We start from the raw sequence: 19256 nt of genomic DNA, 5'->3' as shown, positions 1-19256 counted from the left end.
AGAGGGGATTCCCGCGGGGACGGGAGGAGGCCGCCCGGCCGCCCCGCGGCGCGGTCACCGCAGGGCGTCCTCCACCGCCTTCGCCAGCGCCACCGCCGCCGCGTCCGGCAGCGGTGAGCCGTCCTGCCGGGTGAGATAGACGGTGTCCACGGCGTTCGCCCCGAGCGTGGAGACGTGGGCGCTGCGCACCCACACCCCCGCCGCGTCCAGGGCCCGGCCGATCCGGTGCAGCAGCCCGGGGGCGTCGTGCGCCCGCACTTCCACCACCGTCGCGGCCCGCGAGACGCCCTCGACCACGCTCACCCGCGGCGGCGCGGGACGGACGCCCCGGCGCCGTTTGCCGTGGGCGGCCTCGCGCTCGGCCAGCCGGCCCGCGATGTCCAGGGTGCCCGCCAGGGCCCGCACCAGGTCGTTCCGCAGCCGGGCCGCCTCGGGGGGCGCGCCGTACTCGGCCGCCACCCGCCAGTTCAGCACCAGGGCACTGCCGTCGATGGCGGGCTCGGGCGCGATCGTGCGCAGTTCCGCCGCGCGGACCGTCAGCCGGTGCAGGGCGAGGACCCCGGCCGTCGCGGGCAGCACGCCCGGCTGGTCGGGGACGGCGACGAGCAGCTCGATGCCGACGGGCGCCGGGGCACCGGAATCCGTCAGGGGGTCCGTCGGGGTGTCCGTCGGGGCGCCGGTTCCTTCCGGCCGGGTGCGCAGGACCAGGACCGGGCCGCCCGTGCGCAGCGCCTCGATCGCCAGCCGCTCCTCCTCCACGGTCGGCGCCGCGGCCTCCGCGCGGCTCGGGGTCACCCCGCCCGCGAGGGCGGCACCGGCACGGCGGACCAGATCGGCGACCAGCGAGGCCCGCCAGGCGCTCCAGGCCGCCGGTCCGGTGGCGAGGGCGTCGGCCTCGGTGAGGGCGTGCAGCAGCTCCAGGGTGTCGGGGTGCCCGATGGCGTCCGTGACCGAGCGGACGGTGGCCGGGTCGTCGAGGTCGCGGCGGGTGGCGGTCTCGACGAGCAGCAGATGGTGGCGTACGAGAGTGGCGAGGGTCTTGGTGTCGGCCGGGCCGAAGCCCAGCCGGGGCGCCACGTCCCGGGCGATGGTCTCGCCCGCGACGCTGTGGTCGCCGGGCAGGCCCTTGCCGAGGTCGTGCAGGAGGGCCGCGACGAGCAGCAGGTCGGGTCGGCCGACACGGCGGGTGAGGGCGGCGGCCCGAACGGCTGTCTCGACCAGGTGCCGGTCGACGGTCCAGCGGTGGACGGGGTTGCGCTGCGGGCGGCAGCGCACGTGCTTCCACTCGGGCAGGAGCCGGGAGACGATGCCCTCCGCTTCGAGGGCCTCCCAGACGCCGATGGTGGACTCGCCCGCCCCGAGCAGCGTGACGAGCTGCTCGCGGGCCTCGTCGGGCCACGGCACCGGCAGCGGCCCGGCGCCCGCGAGGCGGCGTACGGCGTGCCGGGACAGCGGCAGCCCCGCCTGTGCCGCCACGGCCGCCGCGCGCAGCGGCAGGACGGGGTCGCGCTCGGGCCGGGCGGTGCGGGCGAGCACGGCTTCGCCGTCCTGCTCGACCACGCCTTCCGCCAGCGGGGTCCGCTCGGGCTCGACGAACCCGCCGCGCCCGCCCCGCCCCCCGAGGAGCCGGCGCAGCCGGGGCCGCCCGGACCGCGCCCGCAGGACCCGTCCCACCTCGCGCCAGGTGATGTCGGCGGCGTAGGAGACGGTGTGGGCCGCTTCATAGACCTCGCGCAGCAGCGCGTCCGCGCCGGGCAGCCCGAGTGCGGTGGCGACCTGGTGCTGCTCCTGGAGGGCCAGCCGGTCCGTGGCCCGGCCGGTGGCCAGGTGGAGTGCGTCGCGGGTGTCGAGCAGCAGCGCCCGGGCCTCCTCCAGGCCCTCGCGGGGCGCGTCGGCCAGCCAGGACGCGGCGACGGCCCGCAGCGCGGTCGCGTCGCGGAGCCCGCCGCGCGCCTCCTTGAGGTCGGGTTCCAGCAGGAACCGCAGCTCTCCCTGGCGGCGGGCCCGCTCCTCCCCCAGCTCGCGCAGCTCCGGCAGCCGGGCGGGCGCCTGGGCCCGCCAGTCCTCGTAGGCCGCCGTGCGCAGCCCGGCGGTGAGGGCGGGGTCGCCGGCGATGTGGCGGGCGTCGAGGAGACCGAGGTGGACCTTGAGGTCACCGGCCGCGGTCTTGCGCGCCTCGGAGGGGGTGCGGACGGAGTGGTCAAGGGCGAGGCCCAGGTCCCACACGGGGTACCAGACGCGGTCGGCGAGTGCCGCGATGGTGGGCGCGTCCGCGGAGCCGTCGTGCAGGAGCAGCACGTCGAGATCGCTGCGCGGCGACAGCTCGCCGCGCCCGTAGCCACCGACGGCCGCCAGCGCGACGCCCCGCGCCGCGCCGAGCAGTCCGCCCAGCCACGCGTCGGTGGCGCGCGCGAGTGCGGCGCGGCGCGGCGGCCCGGCCGGCGCCTCCTCGTGCAGGAGGTGCAGCCGGGCCGCCGCGTAACCGCCGGGGTCGGGCCGGCGGCCAGGTTCGGTCTCGTCCGTCGTGATCTCGGTCAACTCGGGCTTCTCCTCTTCCGGCCCTGCTCCGGCCCTCTTCCGGCGGCGTGCTCCGGGCTCAGAGCGCGTCCGGCCCGCGGTCTCCGGTCCGGACGCGCACCACCGTCTCGACCGGGACGACCCAGACCTTGCCGTCGCCGATCTTTCCCGTGCGGGCCGTCTTCACGATGACGTCGACGACGTCCTCGGCGTCGGCGTCCTCCACCAGCACCTCTATGCGGATCTTCGGGACGAGGTCGATCTCGTACTCGGCGCCGCGGTAGACCTCGGTGTGGCCGCGCTGCCTGCCGAAGCCGCTGGCCTCGGTGACGGTCAGACCCTGGACGCCGAAGGTCCGCAGCGCGTCCTTGATCTCGTCGATCCGGTGCGGCTTGACGACCGCGGTGATGAGCTTCATGCGTCCACCTTCTTGTTCTGCGCCTTGTCGGATACGGCGGCGGGCGCGGCGGCCCGTGCGGAGGAGACTCCCGCGACCGCGCTGAAGTCGTAGGCGCTCTCGGCGTGGTAGGCCTGGTCGATGCCGCTGACCTCGTCGTCCTCGGTGGCGCGGAAGCCGACCACCTTGTCGACGCCCTTGGCCAGGAGCCAGGAGACGACGAAGGAGTAGCCCATCACGGCGAACGCCCCGGCGGCCTGCCGACCGAGCTGGGTCACGCCGCCGACACCGTCGGTGGCGAGGACGCCGACGAGGAGGGTGCCGATCACACCGCCGACGAGGTGCACGCCGACCACGTCGAGGGAGTCGTCGAAGCCCAGCTTGAACTTGAGGCTGACGGCCCAGGAGCAGACGGCACCGGCGACGAGTCCGATGAGGATCGCGCCGAAGGCGTTCACGGCGGCGCCGGCCGGGGTGATCGCGACCAGGCCCGCGACGGCGCCGGAGGCCGCGCCGAGGGTGGTGAAGGCGCCGTGCCGGATGCGTTCGTAGACGAGCCAGCCGAGCATCGCGGCACCGGTGGCCACCTGGGTGTTCATCGCCATGTTGGCGGCGACGCCGTTGGCGGCCAGCGCCGAGCCCGCGTTGAAGCCGAACCAGCCGAACCACAGGAGCGCCGCGCCGAGCATCACCAGCGGCAGGCTGTGCGGCCGCATCGGGTCCTTCTTGAAGCCGATGCGCTTGCCGACGACGAGGACGGCGGCGAGCGCGCCGACACCGGCGTTGATGTGGACGGCCGTGCCGCCCGCGAAGTCGATCACCTTGAGCTTGAAGAGCCAGCCGTCGGCCTGCCAGACCCAGTGCGCGACCGGGAAGTAGACGACCGTCACCCAGAGGGTGATGAACAGCGCCCAGGCGCTGAACTTCACGCGGTCCGCGAGGGCCCCGCTCATCAGCGCGGGGGTGAGGGCCGCGAACATCAACTGGAAGAGGGCGAAGGCGAGGACGGGGATGCCTTCCTTGCCGCCCGTCAGGGTCTCGGGACTGATGCCTTTGAGGCCGATGTGGTCGAAGTTGCCCAACAGCCCGCCGCCGAGGTCGTCACCGAAGGCGAGCGAGTACCCGTAGAGCACCCAGAGCACCGAGACGATGCCGAGCGAGATGAAGGACATCATCAGCATGTTGAGCGTGCTCTTCACCCGCACCATGCCGCCGTAGAAGAAGGCAAGGCCCGGTGTCATCAGCATCACGAGCGCGGCACTGATCAATACGAATGCGGTATCTGCGCCATTCAATGTCGTCGTCTCCTCGATCGAAGCGGCGACCCGTACACCCGTGCGGGCGGGAAATGTGATGGGCCGGTATGGCCTCGAGGCTGACGCAGCGCGATTTCAGCCGATGCCATCGATTGTTTCGCGACAGTGACGAAGCCGGCCGACGTGTTACGCCACGATGAACCGCGAGCGCACGGCTCGCCGGACCGCGCGGACGGCCGCGGTCCGGCGGCAGAAGAAGGCCGACCGCGACGACCAACCGAAGTGACCTGGCGTGGGGGGAGCCGAGTCGGGCTGTACGGGATGGTCGTCGCGGCCGGGTCCGGGGGCCGGAGGGGTCAGACCGCGTGCGCGGTCTCCACGGATTCCGGCAGGTGAACGGCGAGTTGCTCGGTCAGGTCGACGACTTCGGCCACATCGCCGAAATCGCGCACGGCGGTGTCGACGGTCTTGCGCAGCCGGTTGTTGACCCGCTCCGAGCGCACCTGCTTGGCGATCTTGAGGGCCTTTCCGGCGAGCACCGTGGACTGCTCGGGCTCGCGCTCCATGAGGTGCACGGTGGCCATGCCGATGAGGTTGAGCGCATACGACCGCTGATGCTCCACGTCCTGCTCGAAGAGCTCGACGGCCGTCTCCATCTTGGGCCGCGCGAGCGAGGCGTATGTGGGGCTGCGACCGGCGACATAAGCGAGATCCCGGTAGGAATGGGCATTCTCCGCGTTGAGTTCGGCCTCGGAGAAGAAACGGATCCAATCGGGATCCCCGTCGCCCGGCGCGCAGTCGCTGAAGCAGTCCTCCGCCATGTTCACCGCGCGCTTGCACTTGGCGGGCTGGCCCATATTGGCGTAGGCGCGGGCCTCCATCGCATACAACATCGCCTGTGTCCGCGCGGTGGCCGTCTCGCGGGAGCCGTACTGCCCGAGATGGATCAACTCCAACGCGTCGTCCGCCCGGCCGAGGTGGATCATCTGGCGGCTCATGCTGGAGAGGATGTACGAACCGAGGGGGCGGTCGCCGGCTTCCTTGGCGGCGTGCAGAGCCAGCACGAAATACTTCTGCGCGGTGGGGTGCAGACCGATGTCGTAACTCATCCAGCCCGCGAGCTCCGCCAGCTCGGCCGCGACCTTGAACAGCCGCTTGGACGTGGCGTCCGACTGGGGCTCCTGGAGCAGGTCGGTGACCTCGTGCAGCTGCCCGACCACGGCCTTGCGGCGCAGACCGCCACCGCACTGGGCGTCCCACTGCCGGAACATCATCGTCGTCGATTCCAGCAGATCCAGCTCCGGCCTGGAGAGCTTGGCCCCGCGACGGCCACCCTCGGACACGGCCGGCCGCTCGGGCTCACGGCCCGCCGGGACCGGCACCAGCCAGCGCTGCATGGGCTCGATCAGCGCGGGTCCCGCCGCCAGGGCGAGCGAGGTACCGAGGAAACCGCGCCGCGCCAGCATCAGGTCGCTGCGGGAGAACTCGCTGATCAACTCGACGGTCTGGGACCCGGCCCAGGGCAGGTCCACGCCGGACACGGACGGCGACTGGTGGGCGGCACGCAGACCGATGTCCTCGACGCCCACCACACAGCCGAAGCGCTCGGAGAACAACTCGGAGAGGATCTTCGGGATCGGCTCGCGCGGCTGCTCGCCGTCGAGCCAGCGCCGCACCCGCGAGGTGTCCGTGCTGATGTGATGCGCGCCCAACTGACGCGCCCTGCGGTTGACTTGCCGGGCCAACTCGCCCTTCGACAGACCACTGCGCAGGAACCATGAGCCCAACTGCTCATTGGGACGCTTGTCGCCCTTGTCGGGCTGGTCGGCCCCACCGATGCCGCTGCCGTTGCCGCCCACTGGAACGCCCCCATCCGGAACTCTGCTCTGCGCTCGAACCGCCCACAGCATGCCGCCTGTTGCGACTGCTTGTCCGGTGATGCACCATCTCGGCCGGTAATAAACGGTCGCGAGGCAAGGAGCACCGGGACGGAGCAATGCCTCCGGCATACCCACCGGCGGGTGCGTCTCCGGGTTCGCGTACCGAAAGTAATCCTACGATCACGGCTTCGGCGAGAAGAGTCCAGTAATCGCCACCATTCGCCACCCCAACGAATGAACTCCTCCACGTCACAACGCGATTGACTTGACAGCGGAACGATCAGGAGGGGGTGGGTTGATGCACGCCAGGGCGCACAGAGCGAGCCGCACCACCCGTCACGCACCGCCGCGCCGCCGCAGAGCAGGCGTCGGCGACCGTACGTGTTCGGGACACTCCGAGTCGTAACCATCTGCGAGCACGACCCGTTGGAGGGGGCATGGGCTTCACAATCGGCGGCATCCGGGATCTGCGCTCGAGCTCTCGGCGCCGGTGGCGCGCGTCGGAGTGCGCGACGACGGTAGCGGAGTACACCGGCCTCTGGGGGTGGGACGTGGTGCCCGGCGCCCGGGCGGCCCGCGGCGGGAGTGTGACGTGTTCGTGCGGCACCGCCGACTGCCCTGCCCCGGGCGCCCATCCACTCTCTTTCGCCCCACCCGTCCCGGCCGGGGCCACATTGGACGATGCCACGGCGGCCTGGGCCGAGGTACCGGGCGCGGCCGTACTGCTGCCCGTGGGCCGCTCGTTCGACGTCCTGGAGGTCGCGGAGGCGGCGGGCCGGCACGCGCTGGTGCGGCTGGAGCGGATGGGGCTGCCGCTCGGTCCGGTGGCCCTCACCCCGCACGGCCGGGCGCTGTTCTTCGTCGCACCGGGCGCCGCCGCCGAACTCCCCCAGCTGCTCTACCGCATGGGCTGGGACGACGCCCGGCTCGATCTGCGCTGCCTGGGAGCCGGTGACCACATCACCGCCCCGCCCTCCGACTTCGCGGGCCTCGGCCCGATGCGCTGGTTGCGCCCGCCGGCCCTGGACACCGCGGGCCGCCCCCCGCAGGCCCGGCTGCTGCTGGGCACCCTCGCCTATGTCTGCCACCGCTCGGCCGCGAGCTGAGCGCGCGGAGTTTTCCCCTCGAGTTCACCCCCCACAAGAAAAAGAGGCCCCGCCACGGACAGGTGTCCGTGGCGGGGCCTCTCTCTTATGGGGTGCCGCCGCTAGCGACGGGACTCCCCTACTCAGTCACCGATGAGGGCGTCGACGAACGCCTCCGGCTCGAACGGCGCGAGGTCGTCCGCGCCCTCGCCGAGGCCCACCAGCTTCACCGGCACGCCCAGCTCACGCTGGACCGCGACGACGATGCCGCCCTTGGCGGTGCCGTCCAGCTTGGTCAGGACGATGCCCGTGATGTTCACGACCTCGGCGAACACCCGGGCCTGGACCAGGCCGTTCTGTCCGGTGGTCGCGTCCAGCACCAGCAGCACCTCGTCCACCGAGCCGTGCTTCTCCACGACCCGCTTGACCTTGCCCAGCTCGTCCATGAGCCCGGTCTTGGTGTGCAGTCGGCCGGCGGTGTCGATGAGGACGACGTCCGCGTTCTCGGCGATGCCCTCCTTGACCGCGTCGAAGGCGATCGACGCCGGGTCGCCGCCCTCGGGCCCGCGGACCGTACGGGCGCCGACGCGCTCGCCCCAGGTCTGCAGCTGATCGGCGGCGGCGGCACGGAAGGTGTCCGCCGCGCCGAGCACGACGGACTTGCCGTCGGCGACGAGCACACGCGCGAGCTTGCCGGTGGTGGTGGTCTTGCCGGTGCCGTTCACGCCGACGACCATGACGACGCCGGGCTTCTCCTCGCCGTTCGTCCCCACACCGGGCTCGGTGTGGACACTGCGGTCGAAGTCGGTGCCGATGAGGGTGAGCAGCTCCTCGCGGAGCAGATCGCGCAGGTCCTCCGGGGTGCGGGTGCCGAGTACCCGGACCCGCTCGCGCAGCCGCTCCACGAGCTCCTGCGTCGGCGCGACGCCGACGTCGGCGGTGAGCAGGGTGTCCTCGATCTCCTCCCAGGTGTCCTCGTCGAGGTGCTCGCGGGAGAGCAGGGTGAGCAGTCCCTTGCCCAGGGAGTTCTGGGAGCGGGAGAGCCGGGCGCGAAGCCGCACCAGCCGGCCCGCGGTGGGCTCGGGGACCTCGATTTCGGGGGCGGCCGGTGCCTCGGGGGCCTCCGGCTCGACTACGGGTGCCTCCGCGGCCGGCGCCTCGGCCGGCGGCAGGTCCACCTCTTCAATGGTCCGGCGCGGCTCCGCGCTCGGGGTCTCGGCCTCCTCGCCGACGTGTGGCTCGGCGGGCGGCGCGGTGACGGACGGGCTGCTCGGCGGGGCCGGGGGCAGCTGCTTCTTCTTGCGGCTGCTGACCACGAGCCCGCTGATCGCGGCGAGCGCGACCACAGCGATGACTACAGCGAGGATGACGATTTCCATAACGGACCCAGTATCGGACACCGAGCCGCCGGGGCTACTCCACAAACGGTGGCGCGCGTGTTCGATCTTGGTTGTGAGGACCAAAGCGACCAACCCGCCAAAGTTGGAGCAAACTACGGTGGCGTGCGACGATGCGACGCGCGTAGAGTCCCCACGTCCCCCTCTGCCCAGGCTTCCCGCCTCGCTTCACCCCGCACGGAGCCCCACCTCATGGACAACGTCGTCCTCGCCGATTCAGAAGGCGCGATAGAAACCCGCGGCATCGAGCCCGTACCGGATCAGGAGCGTCACGGCAGAGTCCGGGAACTCTTCCCGACCTGGGTCGCGGCCAACATCAGCGTGTTGCTGCTCACCATGGGCGCCGCCCTGGTCGTCTTCAACGCGCTGAACTTCTGGCAGGTACTGATCGTCGCCGCCTGCGCCGCGCTCGCGTCGTTCGGCATGGTCGGCGTGCTCTCGGTGTCGGGCAAGTGGGGCGGCGCCCCGGGCGCGATGCTCTCCCGCGCGACCTTCGGTGTGCGCGGCAATCTCTTCCCGGGCGCGATCCTGTGGGTCGCCCGCTTCGGCTGGGAGACGATCAACGCGGTCACCGGCGCGTATGCGGTGCTGACCGTCCTTGACCTGCTCTTCGGCATCAAGAGCAACAACGTGCTCATCGTGATCACGCTGTTCGTCTTCGTCGCCTGCACGTTCCTGGTCAGCGGCATGGGCCGCAAGGCGCTGAACGTGTGCAACAAGTGGTCGACGTACCTCTTCGGCATCTTCAGCGTGCTGGTCCTCGGCTACCTGATCGCCAACATGGACTGGGACGAGGTCTTCTCCAAGCCCGCCGGCACCACGGCCATGATGATCACCGGCATCGGCACGATCGCCGCCGGCGGCATCAGCTGGGTGCCCACCGGCCCCGACTTCACCCGCTACCTCCCGCACGCGGCCTCCGGCAAGAAGATCGTCGGTGCGACGATCTCGGGCGCCGGTCTGGTCATGGTCCCGATGGTGTTGATGGGCGCGGTCATGGCCGTGGCCACCCCGGGCCTCGCCGAGGCCCCGGACCCGGTCTCCTTCCTGGGTGACATCCTGCCGACCTGGCTGGCCGTGCCCTACCTCGTCACGGCGATCGTGGGCATGCTGCTGATCAACAGCCTCTCGATGTACTCGGCCGGTTTCACCGCGCAGACCATGGGCGTGAAGCTGCCCCGCGCGATGGCCGTCAGCATCAACGCCGTGATCTCCCTGGTGGGCGGTCTGCTGCTGATGCTGGTCGCGAAGAGCTTCCTCAGCTCCTTCATCACCTTCCTGATCCTGCTCGCGGTCTCCTTCTCCGCCTGGATCGGCGTCTACGCCGTCGACATGGCCCGCCGCCGGGCCCGTGCCGTGCGCTACGACCCCGAGGGCCTCATGGACACCGGCCGCACCAGCCGCTACTGGTACGTGGGCGGCTTCTGCTGGCAGGCGATGACGGCCTGGACGATCGCCCTGATCGCGGGCATCTGCTTCACGAAGTGCGACTGGTTCACGGGGCCGCTCGCCTCGACGTTCGTCGGAAAGTACGGGCTGAGCTGGGCGGCGACGATCGCCATCTCCGCCCTGCTGATGGCAGTGCTGCCGGCTCCGCGGGAATCGGCCTCGCCCGACGCGGACGCGGCTGCGGCCGCCGCCGGTGCGCAGCGGGAGTCCGCTGCCGCGTAGTCGCTGGTCGCTGGACTGTTCGGACGCCCCCTTTGCCGCTTGTGCGGCGGAGGGGGCGTCTGCGTTTTGCCTACGGCGTCTGTGGCGCTGGCGGGCGTCTGTGACGCCGGCACCGGGACCCGCGGGGCCCGGTGCCGCGCTGCGCGTATCGCGTGGCGAAACCCCTGGGGGCTGGGGCCGGTGCCGTGCCGCCCGTATCGCTCCGCGAAACCCGTGGGGCCGGGCCCGGGGCCACGCCGCTCCGGGGTGGGTTCGGGGCTGCTTCGCTTTACGCCCCGAACCCACCCCTCCGCGTCCCGGCCCCTCCCGTCGCGGGAGCCGGGGGTATCCGGTTCCTCGCCCCGTACACCCGCAGTCGACAACGCCGGGGGCGGGACGCGCAGGGGGGTCGGGGGGCGTAAAGCGAAGCAGCCCCCCCGACCCCCCTGCGCGGCACGGCACCGGCCCCAGGCTCCACAGGGCACCGCCGAAGCCGAAACCCGGCAAAGGGCACGGCACCGGCCCCAGCGCGCCCCCCACAGGTACAAACAAAAGACGCCGCCCCGGCTCATGGTGAGCCGGGGCGGCGTCCTTCGAGGAGACGGGCAGCGGGGGGGTTAGCCCATCTCCTCCAGCGCCTTGCCCTTGGTCTCCTTCACGAACTTCATCACGAAGGGGATCGAGAGCAACGCGAAGAACGCGTAGATGACGTACGTACCCGAGAGGTTCCAGTCCGACAGGCTCGGGAAGCTCGCCGTGATGGCCCAGTTCGCGATCCACTGCGCGGCGGCGGCGACGCCGAGCGCCGCGGCGCGGATCTTGTTCGGGAACATCTCGCCCAGGAAGACCCAGACCACGACACCCCAGGAGAGGGCGAAGAAGAGCACGAACGCGTGGGCCGCGATCAGGGCCACCGTGCCCTGCGTGGTCGGCAGCGAGCCGTCCGCCGCCTGGGCGGAGAAGGCCCAGGCCTCGAGGGCGAGGGAGATGGCCATACCGGCGGAGCCGACGAGGGCGAGCGGGCGACGGCCAATCTTGTCGACGAAGATCATCGCGATCACGGTGCCGACGATGTTGATGATCGACGTGGTGAAGGAGTAGAGGAACGAGTCGCTCGGGTCGATGCCCACGGACTGCCACAGGGTCGCCGAGTAGTAGAAGGCGACGTTGATGCCGACGAGCTGCTGGAAGACCGAGAGGCCGATGCCGACCCAGACGATCGGCATGAAGCCCATCCTGGAGCCGAGCAGGTCCTTGAAGGACGACTTGTGCTCGCTGCGCATCGCCAGCTCGATCTCGTTGACGCGCGCGTCGAGGTCGATGTGGCTGCCCTCGACGTCGGCCAGGACGGCCTTCGCCTTGTCGATCTTGTTGACCGAGATCAGGAACCGGGGCGACTCGGGGATCGCGAAGGAGAGCAGACCGTAGAGCACGGCCGGGACGACCATGACGCCGAGCATCAGCTGCCAGGCCTCTATGCCCATGAGCTTGCCGCGCTGGTCACCGTCGGCGAGGTTGAGGATGCCCCAGTTGACCAGCTGCGAGACGGCGATGCCGATCACGATCGCGGCCTGCTGGAAGGAGCCGAGGCGGCCGCGGTAGGCGGGCGGCGAGACCTCGGCGATGTAGGCCGGGCCGATGACCGAGGCCATGCCGATCGCGATGCCGCCGAGCACCCGCCAGAAGGCGAGGTCCCACAGGGCGAAGGGCAGCGCCGAGCCCACCGCGCTGATCGTGAACAGGGTCGCGGAGATCTGCATCACGCGGATCCGGCCGATGCGGTCCGCGAGCCGGCCCGCGGTGGCGGCACCGATCGCGCAGCCGATCAGGGCGATCGCGATGACCTGGGCGAGGGCGGCGGAACCGACGTCGTACTTACCGCGAATGCCCTCGACCGCGCCGTTGATCACGGAGCTGTCGTAGCCGAAGAGGAAGCCACCCATGGCCGCGGCCGCGGTGATGAAAATGACGTGGCCGAGGTGGTCCGGCTGGGCCTTGCGGCCCTCGGACCCCTGCGCCGTCGCAGTGCTGGTCAACGTGTACTCCTGAGACCCGGCCGCGTTGCCGGGCGTGGGGGGGGCTGGCCCTTCCAGTGGTACATGGGGCATCGGCACCCACCACCGAAAGGTAAAAGCAACGTTGCAGACCCTATGCCTTCAACTTTCGAAGTCAATAGGTCGTAACCAAGAAGTTTCCTGTGAGTTTCCCCGCGCTTGAGTTCAACACTTGAACTAGCGGTTTTTGATCATCGAAGTCGCTGACTGATGACCTTCGAGACCCCGTCGCCCTGCATGGAAACCCCGTACAGCGCATCGGCCACCTCCATCGTCCGCTTCTGGTGCGTGATGACGATCAGCTGGGAGCTCTCCTGGAGCTCTTCCATGATCCCGATCAGCCGCTGGAGGTTGGTGTCGTCCAGCGCCGCCTCGACCTCGTCCATCACATAGAACGGGCTCGGCCGCGCCTTGAAGATCGCCACCAGCAGCGCCACGGCGGTCAACGACCGTTCGCCGCCCGACAGCAGGGACAGCCGCTTGACCTTCTTGCCCGGCGGCCGGGCTTCCACATCGACGCCGGTGGACAGCATGTCCTCCGGGTCGGTGAGCACCAGCCTGCCCTCGCCGCCGGGGAACAAACGCGCGAAGACGCCCTCGAACTCGCGGGCCGTGTCGTGGTAGGCCGCCGTGAAGACCTCCTCGACCCGCCGGTCGACGTCCTTCACGACCTGGAGCAGATCGGAGCGCGTCTTCTTCAGGTCTTCAAGCTGCTCCGAGAGGAACTGGTGCCGCTCCTCGAGCGCTGCGAATTCCTCCAGCGCGAGCGGATTCACCTTGCCGAGTTGCTGGTACGCCCGCTCGGCCGCCCGCAGCCGCTTCTCCTGCTCGGCCCGTACGTAGGCCACGGGCTGGTTCCGCGGATGGCCGGGGTCCTCAGGCAGTTCCTCGCCCTCGGCGGCGGGCGAGGGCGGTACGGGCTGGTCCGGGCCGTACTCGGCGACGAGCCCGGCCGGCTCGACGCCGAGTTCCTCCAGGGCCTTGGCCTCCAGCTGCTCGATGCGCAGCCTCTTCTCCGCGCCCAGCACCTCACCGCGGTGGACCGAGTCCGTCAGTGTGTCGAGCTCGGCCTTGAGCTCCCGCGCCCGGTTCCGCTCGGCGACCAGCTCCCGCTCCTGCCCGGCCTTGGCCGTCTCCGCCGCGCGCCGCTCCTCGTCGGCCCGTACGACCGAGACCTCGACGTGTGCGAGCAGCTGCCGGGCCCCGGCCGCCACGGCGGTGGCGACGCGCGCCTCGTGGCGCAGCCGTGCCCGCCGCTGTTCGGCCCGGACGCGGGCCTCCCGCTCGGCACGGGCCGCCCGGTCGAGGGCGTCCGCCCGGCCGGCGAGGCCCTTGACCCGCTCCTCGTGCGTGCGGACCTGGAGGCGTGCCTCCATCTCGGTCTGCCGCGCGTTGGCACCGTCGGCGGCCAGCCGGTCGCGTACGGACGAGTCCGGCTCGTCCGCCGCCTCGTCGCCGTCGGCGGCCATCTCCTCGGCGACCGCCAGCCGCTCGGCCAGCTCCTCGGCCTCCTCGGTGGCCCGTTCGAGGGCCTCGGCGGCGCGCTCGGCCGCCGCGGCCGAGCGCCCGGCTTCCCCGGCCGCCGCCCGCGCCTGGCCCGCGAGCCGTCCCAGGTCCTGGGCGATCTGCGACTTCTCCCGGTCCGCGGCGCTGCGCCGGACCGCCAGTTCCTCGACGTGGTCGGCGCACTCATCGCGGCGCCGGGCGGCGGCCCGCAGGGCGGCGGTCAGTTCCTCGCACCGCGCGTCCAGTTCGGCCAGCTCGGCCGTCGCCTCGTCGACGGCCGCCTGGACCTCCAGCAGGCTCGGCGCCCCACCGGATCCGCCGTGCGCGAAGTGTGCGCCGAGGGCGTCGCCTTCGGCGGTGACGGCGGTGAGCTCGGGCCGGGCCGCCACCAGTTCCTCGGCGTCCTCCAGGGTCGCGACGACCATGACGTCGCGCAGCAGCCGGCGTACGGCGGGCAGCAACGCCGCCGGGCCGGCCACGAGTTCCGCCGCCGGGCGCGGGGTCCCCGGCGTCCGGTCGCGGTCGTCGGGGTCTGCCGGGGCGTCGTCGGGTCCGTCGGGCTCCGGTGCCGCCGACACCAGCAGTGCCGCGCGCCCGGCGTCCTCCTTGCGGAGCAGGCGCAGGGCTTCGGCCGCCGTGGCGGTGTCCGTGACGGCGATCGCGTCGGCGGCGGCGCCGAGGGCGGTGGCGACGGGGAGCTCGTGTCCGGGGGTGACGGTGAGGAGTTCCGCGGCCGGACCCAGCAGGCCGGACAAACGATCCTTCGCCGACAGCAGCGTGCTCGTTCCGTCCTTGCGGCGCAGCCCCAGGGCGAGTGCGTCCCGGCGGGCGGCCAGCGCCGCGCGGTGCCGTTCGGTGTCCGTCGCCGCCTCGCGGGCCGCGTTCAGCCCGGCTTCCGCGGCGGCGAGCTCGCGCTTCGCGCTCTCGTGCCGGTCGGCCAGCTCGGCGTCGTCCGCGCCCTGGCCGTCCACCTCGCTCTGCCGTGCCGCGTACGCGGCCTCGGCCTCGGCGGCGCGTTCCAGGGCCTCGTCGCGGGCGGCGGCGAGCCGGTCGATCTCCGCCTGGGCGGAGGCGACCCGGTCGCGGGCGGCGGTGGCGCGGCCGTGCAGCCGGGCGAGCTGTTCGCGGCGGTCGGCGATGGCCCGGGCGGCGTCCTTCAGGCGCCGTTCCTCCTCCGCCAGCCGCCGCTCCAGCTCGGCGCGGTGCTCGGCCGTGTCCTCGAGCGCCCGGCTCGCCGCCTCCAGGGCGGCCTCCAGCTCCGCTTCCTGCTCACGGACCCGGGCCGCCTCGCGTTCCAGGTCCTCCGGGTCGCGGCCGCGCCGCTCCTCCTCGGGGGCGGTGGTCGCGCTGGTGACCCGGGCGTCCGCGAGGCTCACCGTGCCCCGTACGCGTTCGGCGAGCCGGGAGAGCTCGTACCAGGTCTGCTGCGCCTGCCCCAGCCGCGGCGTCAACGTCCGCACCCGGTCCTCCAGCGCCGCCTCGCGGTCGGTCACCGCCCGCAGCTCGGCCTCCACGGCCTCCCGGCGGCTCTTGAGCGCGGCTTCGTCGGCGATCTCCGCGCGTAGCGCCTCGCGCAGGGTCACCAGATCGTCGGCGAGCAGCCGCAGCCGGGCGTCGCGGAGATCGGCCTGGATGACGGCGGCGCGGCGGGCGACGGCCGCCTGCCGGCCGAGCGGTTTGAGCTGGCGGCGGAGTTCGTCGGTCAGGTCCTGGACGCGGGCGAGGTTGGCGCGCATCGCGTCGAGCTTCCGCAGCGCCTTCTCCTTGCGCTTGCGGTGCTTGAGGACGCCGGCCGCCTCCTCGATGAACGCGCGGCGCCCCGTCGGGTCGGCGTGCAGGACGGAGTCGAGCTGGCCCTGGCCGACGATGACGTGCATCTCGCGGCCGATGCCGGAGTCGGAGAGGAGTTCCTGGATGTCCAGGAGCCGGCAGGTGTCGCCGTTGAGCTGGTACTCGCTGCCGCCGTTGCGGAACATGATCCGCGTGATGGTGACTTCCGCGTAGTCGATGGGCAGCACACCGTCGGAGTTGTCGATGGTGAGCGAGACCTCGGCGCGGCCCAGCGGCGGCCTGCCGGTCGTCCCGGCGAAGATGACGTCTTCCATCTTGCCGCCGCGCAACGACTTGGCACCCTGCTCGCCCATGACCCAGGAAAGCGCGTCCACGACATTGGACTTTCCCGAACCATTGGGGCCCACGACGCAGGTGATGCCGGGTTCGAAGCGCAGCGTCGTGGCCGAGGCGAAGGATTTGAACCCACGCAGGGTCAGGCTCTTGAGGTGCACGCGGTGGGACTCTACCGCCCGCCCGCCTCCCGTCGCGTCCTGGCACGAGGCGCGGGCGACACCGCGTCTTCATTTCGGTTTCACCCGGGAAAGCGCAGGGCACATCAGACGTGAGGGGGCGGTGCGGCGAAATTCAGACAGGCGCCCAGGTCGGGCGGCAGCCGGGGGGATACGACGAAGGGACGCCGAAGCGTCCCTTGCAGATCACAAGCGGCTGACAGTGCAGCCTGACCGGACCCCCGGAGGAAGGGCGTGGGTCAGGCGAGCGCAGGCTCCGCCTGGGGTACGTCGATGCTGTCGAGCAACGAGTCGCCGTGGTGCGCGGCGGCGGACAGTGCGTCGTTCTCGGCCTGCATCCGAATGAGCTCGGATTCGAGGTCCTGGACACGCTGCTGAAGCCGTCGCATCTCGGAGAGGACTCGGGGGTCGGAACCGCCGACGTAACCGAGAAGCGCCTTTGCCATGATGGATGGTCCTCCACACTGAGTGACCGACCGGAAGCGGTGTGGGTCGTGAGGGATTCGCACCCGCGGTGTCTGCCATCAGCTACTGCGGTGTTCAATGGCCAAACAGCTAAGGTGCGCGGGGCTTCCAGAGTCTCACCAAAAGGTTTGACGGTCAACACGATCACGCCCCGTATCCACGGGCGTCCCAGGGGTGCGCGGCGGCGAATGCGCGGCGCTTTCCTCTCCCGGGGCCCGAGGGGGCGTGGAGATCATCCGTTGAGTTGCAGCCTTCCACGACGGGGCCGAGTTGGCAACCATCAGGCAATTTCTGCCGAGCGAATATGCCAGCGGCATATGAATACGACTCCCATGCCCCGCCAAATCTCTTCGCTTCACCCCGCAAACCGCTTTCCGGGCCGTCCGGTCAGCGGATCTCGAAGCCGTCATAACCACCCTTGGGTGTGGCCCAGATCTCGGTGACACCGTCCACGCGCCCGGGCGTGTCCCCGTCGCGGAGCCAATCGAGCAGCTGTTCGCACCGCTCGCGCGGCCCCTCCGCGACCACCTGGACGCGCCCGTCGTCGAGATTCGAGGCAAAGCCGATCAGATTACCGATCCCCAGAGCGTTCTCCCGCGTGAACCATCGGAAGCCGACACCCTGCACATGACCACGAACCCAGGCAGTAAGACGGACATTCTCGTTCATGTCTGCACGTTAACCGGGCAATTGCGCAGGTAGCACCTCGGCCCCCCATGTCTTGGCGTACAGTCGCCGCTCGTTAAGACTCCGCCGTACGAGTGACGCACGATGACGCCGAGCACGTAAGGAAGGCAGCGGATGGGTCGCCATCGACGCTCTGCCCCCGAGACCTCCGACGACACGGCCGCGATTTCCCAGGCAGCCGGCGCGTCCCTGACGAGCGGGTCGACCGAACGCAGCGATCCCCCGAACACACCGACGCAACGGTCCGCCAAGCCCTTCCCGGCGAACTCCCGCAGCCCTTTCGGCGCGTCCGTCCCGGCGGCCGGCACGGGACGGCACCGGAGCCCCCGCCGCGGAGCCCGGAGCAGGGCGAAGGGGCCCGTGCGGACCGGGCTGCTGGGCGCGTCCGCCGCGATGGCGATGGGCGCGGTCGTAGTGGCCTCAGGGCTGCTGCCGGGCGGCAGCGACACCTACACGCTCAACAGCGGCACCGGCAGCGAGAGCACCCGGGGCCGGTTCGAGGTGGAGGAGCCGTCCGAGCCCGATCTGCCGCCCGACTTCGGCGAGGACCTGCCCCGCGATCTCCTCACCCAGCGCCCCCGGCCACTGGAGCCCCGGGAGCCCGAAGAGCGGCAGTGGTTCCCCGCGCACCGGGAGGCCGAGCCGTCGCACGCGCCCTCGGCGGCCCCGTGGCGGGAGCCCGCGGCCGAGCCCTCGGCGTCCGCCCCGCCCGCGCCCCGGGAGACCGGCTTCGGCGCCGATCCCCGTGGCGACGCGGCGGCACCGCCGGAAGCGGCCCGGACCACCGCGGCACCGTCCGCCCCGCCACCCTCCTCCCCGCCCCGGGCCGATGACCCCGCGGCGCCGGACGCGGCCCAGGCGGTCGCGCTTCCCCGGGCCTCGGTCGCGGCCCATCTGCTCGCGCTGGTCAACCGGGAGCGGGTGCGGGCGGGCCGCCGCCCGGTGCGCGCCGACGCCCGGCTGGCCCGGCTCGCCCAGGACTTCAGCGAGGACATGGCCAGGCGGGGCTTCTTCGCCCACACCGACCCGGACGGCCGGACGCCCTGGGACCGGGCCGCCAAGCGCGGCATCACCACCCTCGGCGGCGAGAACATCGCCCGCGGCCACAGCGACGCCCAGTCCGTGATGGAGGCCTGGATGCGCAGCCCCGGCCACCGGCGGAACATCCTGAACGGCGACTACCGGACGATCGGCATCGGTATGCACTCCGGCCCGGGGGGCCCGTGGTGGACGCAGGAATTCGGCTACTGAGGGCTTTGCGGGGCGCGCCCAACAGGCCGTCACCCAGCGCCCGTTGAACGTCGTCGGCCGTCGCGGACCGGGAGGAAACCCGGACCGCGACGGCCGACGTCATCGTTCAGCAGGGGCGGGCACCGGTCAGACGGCCGCGCGGCCCGCGACGTAGATCCGGGTCTGCTCGGCGACGCGGCGGCCGAGGTGCTCGGCGGTCGCTATGTCGGCCTTGTGGACACCTTCCGGGCCCTGGTCGGTGTCGGTCTGGGCGCCGGCGCCGAGGTAGAAGCCGAGGCGGTTGATGTCGTTCTCGGAACCCGTGGAGCTGCACCAGCCGGGCGACAGGTTCAGACCGACCCAGTGCATGCCGTGCTGGGCGGCGAGGACCGTGAAGAACTGGAGGGTGTGCAGCTTGTCGCCGCTCTTGGAGCCGGAGTTGCTGAAGCCGGCCGCGATCTTGTCCTGCCAGGCGCGGGTCGCCCAGCGCCTGGACGTGGCCTCGGCGAAGACATGGAAGGCGCCGGAGGCGGTGCCCATGTAGGTGGGCGAGCCGAAGATGATCGCGTCGGAGGCGTCGAGCAGCTCCCACTGTGCCTCGCTGATCTCGTCGACCTTGATGAGGTGGACGGTCGCGCCGGTGTCGGCGGCGCCGGCCCGGACGGCCTCGGCGAGGACCGCGGTGTGGCCGAAGCCGGAGTCGTAGGCGATGGAAACGACGGGCGTGGCCACAGCGGGCTCCTAGGGAAAGGGGGCGAGCGAAGTGATGGCCAAAGGTAAACACTGCGTTTTGGGAAAGCGCAATCCTGGGGTGGGCGCTGTGCGGAAG

Annotated in this window: 13 protein-coding genes; 3 read left to right on the top strand and 10 right to left on the bottom strand. The window is 71.7% G+C overall.

The genetic code is table 11. The features are described 5' to 3' along the window. Positions 1-54: 54 nt before the first annotated feature. From AB8O64_RS25985 to AB8O64_RS25970, 4 genes are all read right to left on the bottom strand, one after another. Complete coding sequence (locus AB8O64_RS25985) at positions 55-2538, bottom strand: [protein-PII] uridylyltransferase (protein ID WP_370421679.1); 2484 nt, start codon at positions 2536-2538, stop codon at positions 55-57. Positions 2539-2596: 58 nt separating this feature from the next. Continuing rightward, entirely contained in the window at positions 2597-2935 is a 339-nt protein-coding gene (locus AB8O64_RS25980; protein ID WP_370421678.1) for a P-II family nitrogen regulator, read from the bottom strand. After that, a complete protein-coding gene (locus tag AB8O64_RS25975; RefSeq protein ID WP_370421677.1) occupies positions 2932-4209 on the bottom strand; it encodes an ammonium transporter in 1278 nt (425 codons plus the stop codon). The genes AB8O64_RS25980 and AB8O64_RS25975 overlap by 4 nt, the downstream gene beginning before the upstream one ends. Before the next feature lie 317 nt (positions 4210-4526). Beyond that, complete coding sequence (locus tag AB8O64_RS25970; protein WP_370421676.1) at positions 4527-6080, bottom strand: hypothetical protein; 1554 nt, start codon at positions 6078-6080, stop codon at positions 4527-4529. 407 nt (positions 6081-6487) lie between these two features. On the opposite strand from AB8O64_RS25970, the gene AB8O64_RS25965 reads away from it, so the two are divergent. After that, entirely contained in the window at positions 6488-7156 is a 669-nt protein-coding gene (locus tag AB8O64_RS25965) for a bifunctional DNA primase/polymerase (RefSeq protein WP_370421675.1), read from the top strand. 122 nt (positions 7157-7278) lie between these two features. On the opposite strand, the gene ftsY is transcribed toward AB8O64_RS25965, so the two are convergent. Continuing rightward, positions 7279-8514, bottom strand: coding sequence for a signal recognition particle-docking protein FtsY (gene ftsY / locus AB8O64_RS25960; protein ID WP_370421674.1), 1236 nt, complete (start codon positions 8512-8514; stop codon positions 7279-7281). Positions 8515-8724: 210 nt separating this feature from the next. Here ftsY and AB8O64_RS25955 point away from each other — a divergent pair, with 210 nt between their 5' ends. Then, positions 8725-10203, top strand: a complete 1479-nt coding sequence (locus tag AB8O64_RS25955) for a cytosine permease (protein ID WP_365187793.1) — start codon at positions 8725-8727, stop codon at positions 10201-10203. 596 nt (positions 10204-10799) lie between these two features. On the opposite strand, the gene AB8O64_RS25950 is transcribed toward AB8O64_RS25955, so the two are convergent. The 4 genes from AB8O64_RS25950 to AB8O64_RS25935 all read right to left on the bottom strand — a co-directional run bounded on the left by AB8O64_RS25950 (position 10800) and on the right by AB8O64_RS25935 (position 17179). Further along, positions 10800-12218 carry a sugar porter family MFS transporter gene (locus AB8O64_RS25950; RefSeq protein WP_356454115.1) on the bottom strand — a complete coding sequence of 473 codons (1419 nt, stop codon included), beginning with the start codon at positions 12216-12218 and terminating at the stop codon, positions 10800-10802. A gap of 209 nt (positions 12219-12427) precedes the next feature. Beyond that, positions 12428-16027 (bottom strand): chromosome segregation protein SMC, encoded by a 3600-nt coding sequence (smc, locus tag AB8O64_RS25945; RefSeq protein ID WP_370421673.1) that lies wholly within the window; start codon positions 16025-16027, stop codon positions 12428-12430. A gap of 257 nt (positions 16028-16284) precedes the next feature. Continuing rightward, the gene (locus tag AB8O64_RS25940) at positions 16285-16491 is read right to left on the bottom strand and encodes a hypothetical protein (RefSeq protein ID WP_045933597.1); all 207 of its coding nucleotides are present in this window, start codon (positions 16489-16491) and stop codon (positions 16285-16287) included. A 406-nt stretch (positions 16492-16897) separates the two neighbouring features. Then, the gene (locus AB8O64_RS25935; RefSeq protein ID WP_370421672.1) at positions 16898-17179 is read right to left on the bottom strand and encodes an acylphosphatase; all 282 of its coding nucleotides are present in this window, start codon (positions 17177-17179) and stop codon (positions 16898-16900) included. Between the two features lie 378 nt (positions 17180-17557). On the opposite strand from AB8O64_RS25935, the gene AB8O64_RS25930 reads away from it, so the two are divergent. Then, positions 17558-18448 carry a CAP domain-containing protein gene (locus AB8O64_RS25930; protein WP_370421671.1) on the top strand — a complete coding sequence of 297 codons (891 nt, stop codon included), beginning with the start codon at positions 17558-17560 and terminating at the stop codon, positions 18446-18448. Between the two features lie 126 nt (positions 18449-18574). Here the strand turns inward: AB8O64_RS25930 and AB8O64_RS25925 are convergent, their stop codons facing one another. Further along, a complete protein-coding gene (locus AB8O64_RS25925) occupies positions 18575-19159 on the bottom strand; it encodes a flavodoxin family protein (RefSeq protein WP_370421670.1) in 585 nt (194 codons plus the stop codon). Between the last annotated feature and the right edge of the window lie 97 nt (positions 19160-19256).

Source organism: Streptomyces sp. QH1-20, from assembly GCF_041283565.1.
Taxonomy (GTDB): Bacteria; Actinomycetota; Actinomycetes; order Streptomycetales; family Streptomycetaceae; genus Streptomyces; species Streptomyces syringius.
Note: the sequence above shows the minus strand (reverse complement) of the source record. Positions and strands in the feature narration are given on the sequence as shown.

Coding starts and splice junctions, on each gene's coding strand:
- ftsY (WP_370421674.1), bottom strand. CDS start 8,514: ATGGAAATCGTCATCCTCGCTGTAGTCATCGCTGTGGTCGCGCTCGCC.
- AB8O64_RS25980 (WP_370421678.1), bottom strand. CDS start 2,935: ATGAAGCTCATCACCGCGGTCGTCAAGCCGCACCGGATCGACGAGATC.
- AB8O64_RS25970 (WP_370421676.1), bottom strand. CDS start 6,080: ATGCTGTGGGCGGTTCGAGCGCAGAGCAGAGTTCCGGATGGGGGCGTT.
- AB8O64_RS25935 (WP_370421672.1), bottom strand. CDS start 17,179: ATGAACGAGAATGTCCGTCTTACTGCCTGGGTTCGTGGTCATGTGCAG.
- AB8O64_RS25955 (WP_365187793.1), top strand. CDS start 8,725: ATGGACAACGTCGTCCTCGCCGATTCAGAAGGCGCGATAGAAACCCGC.
- AB8O64_RS25940 (WP_045933597.1), bottom strand. CDS start 16,491: ATGGCAAAGGCGCTTCTCGGTTACGTCGGCGGTTCCGACCCCCGAGTC.
- AB8O64_RS25965 (WP_370421675.1), top strand. CDS start 6,488: ATGGGCTTCACAATCGGCGGCATCCGGGATCTGCGCTCGAGCTCTCGG.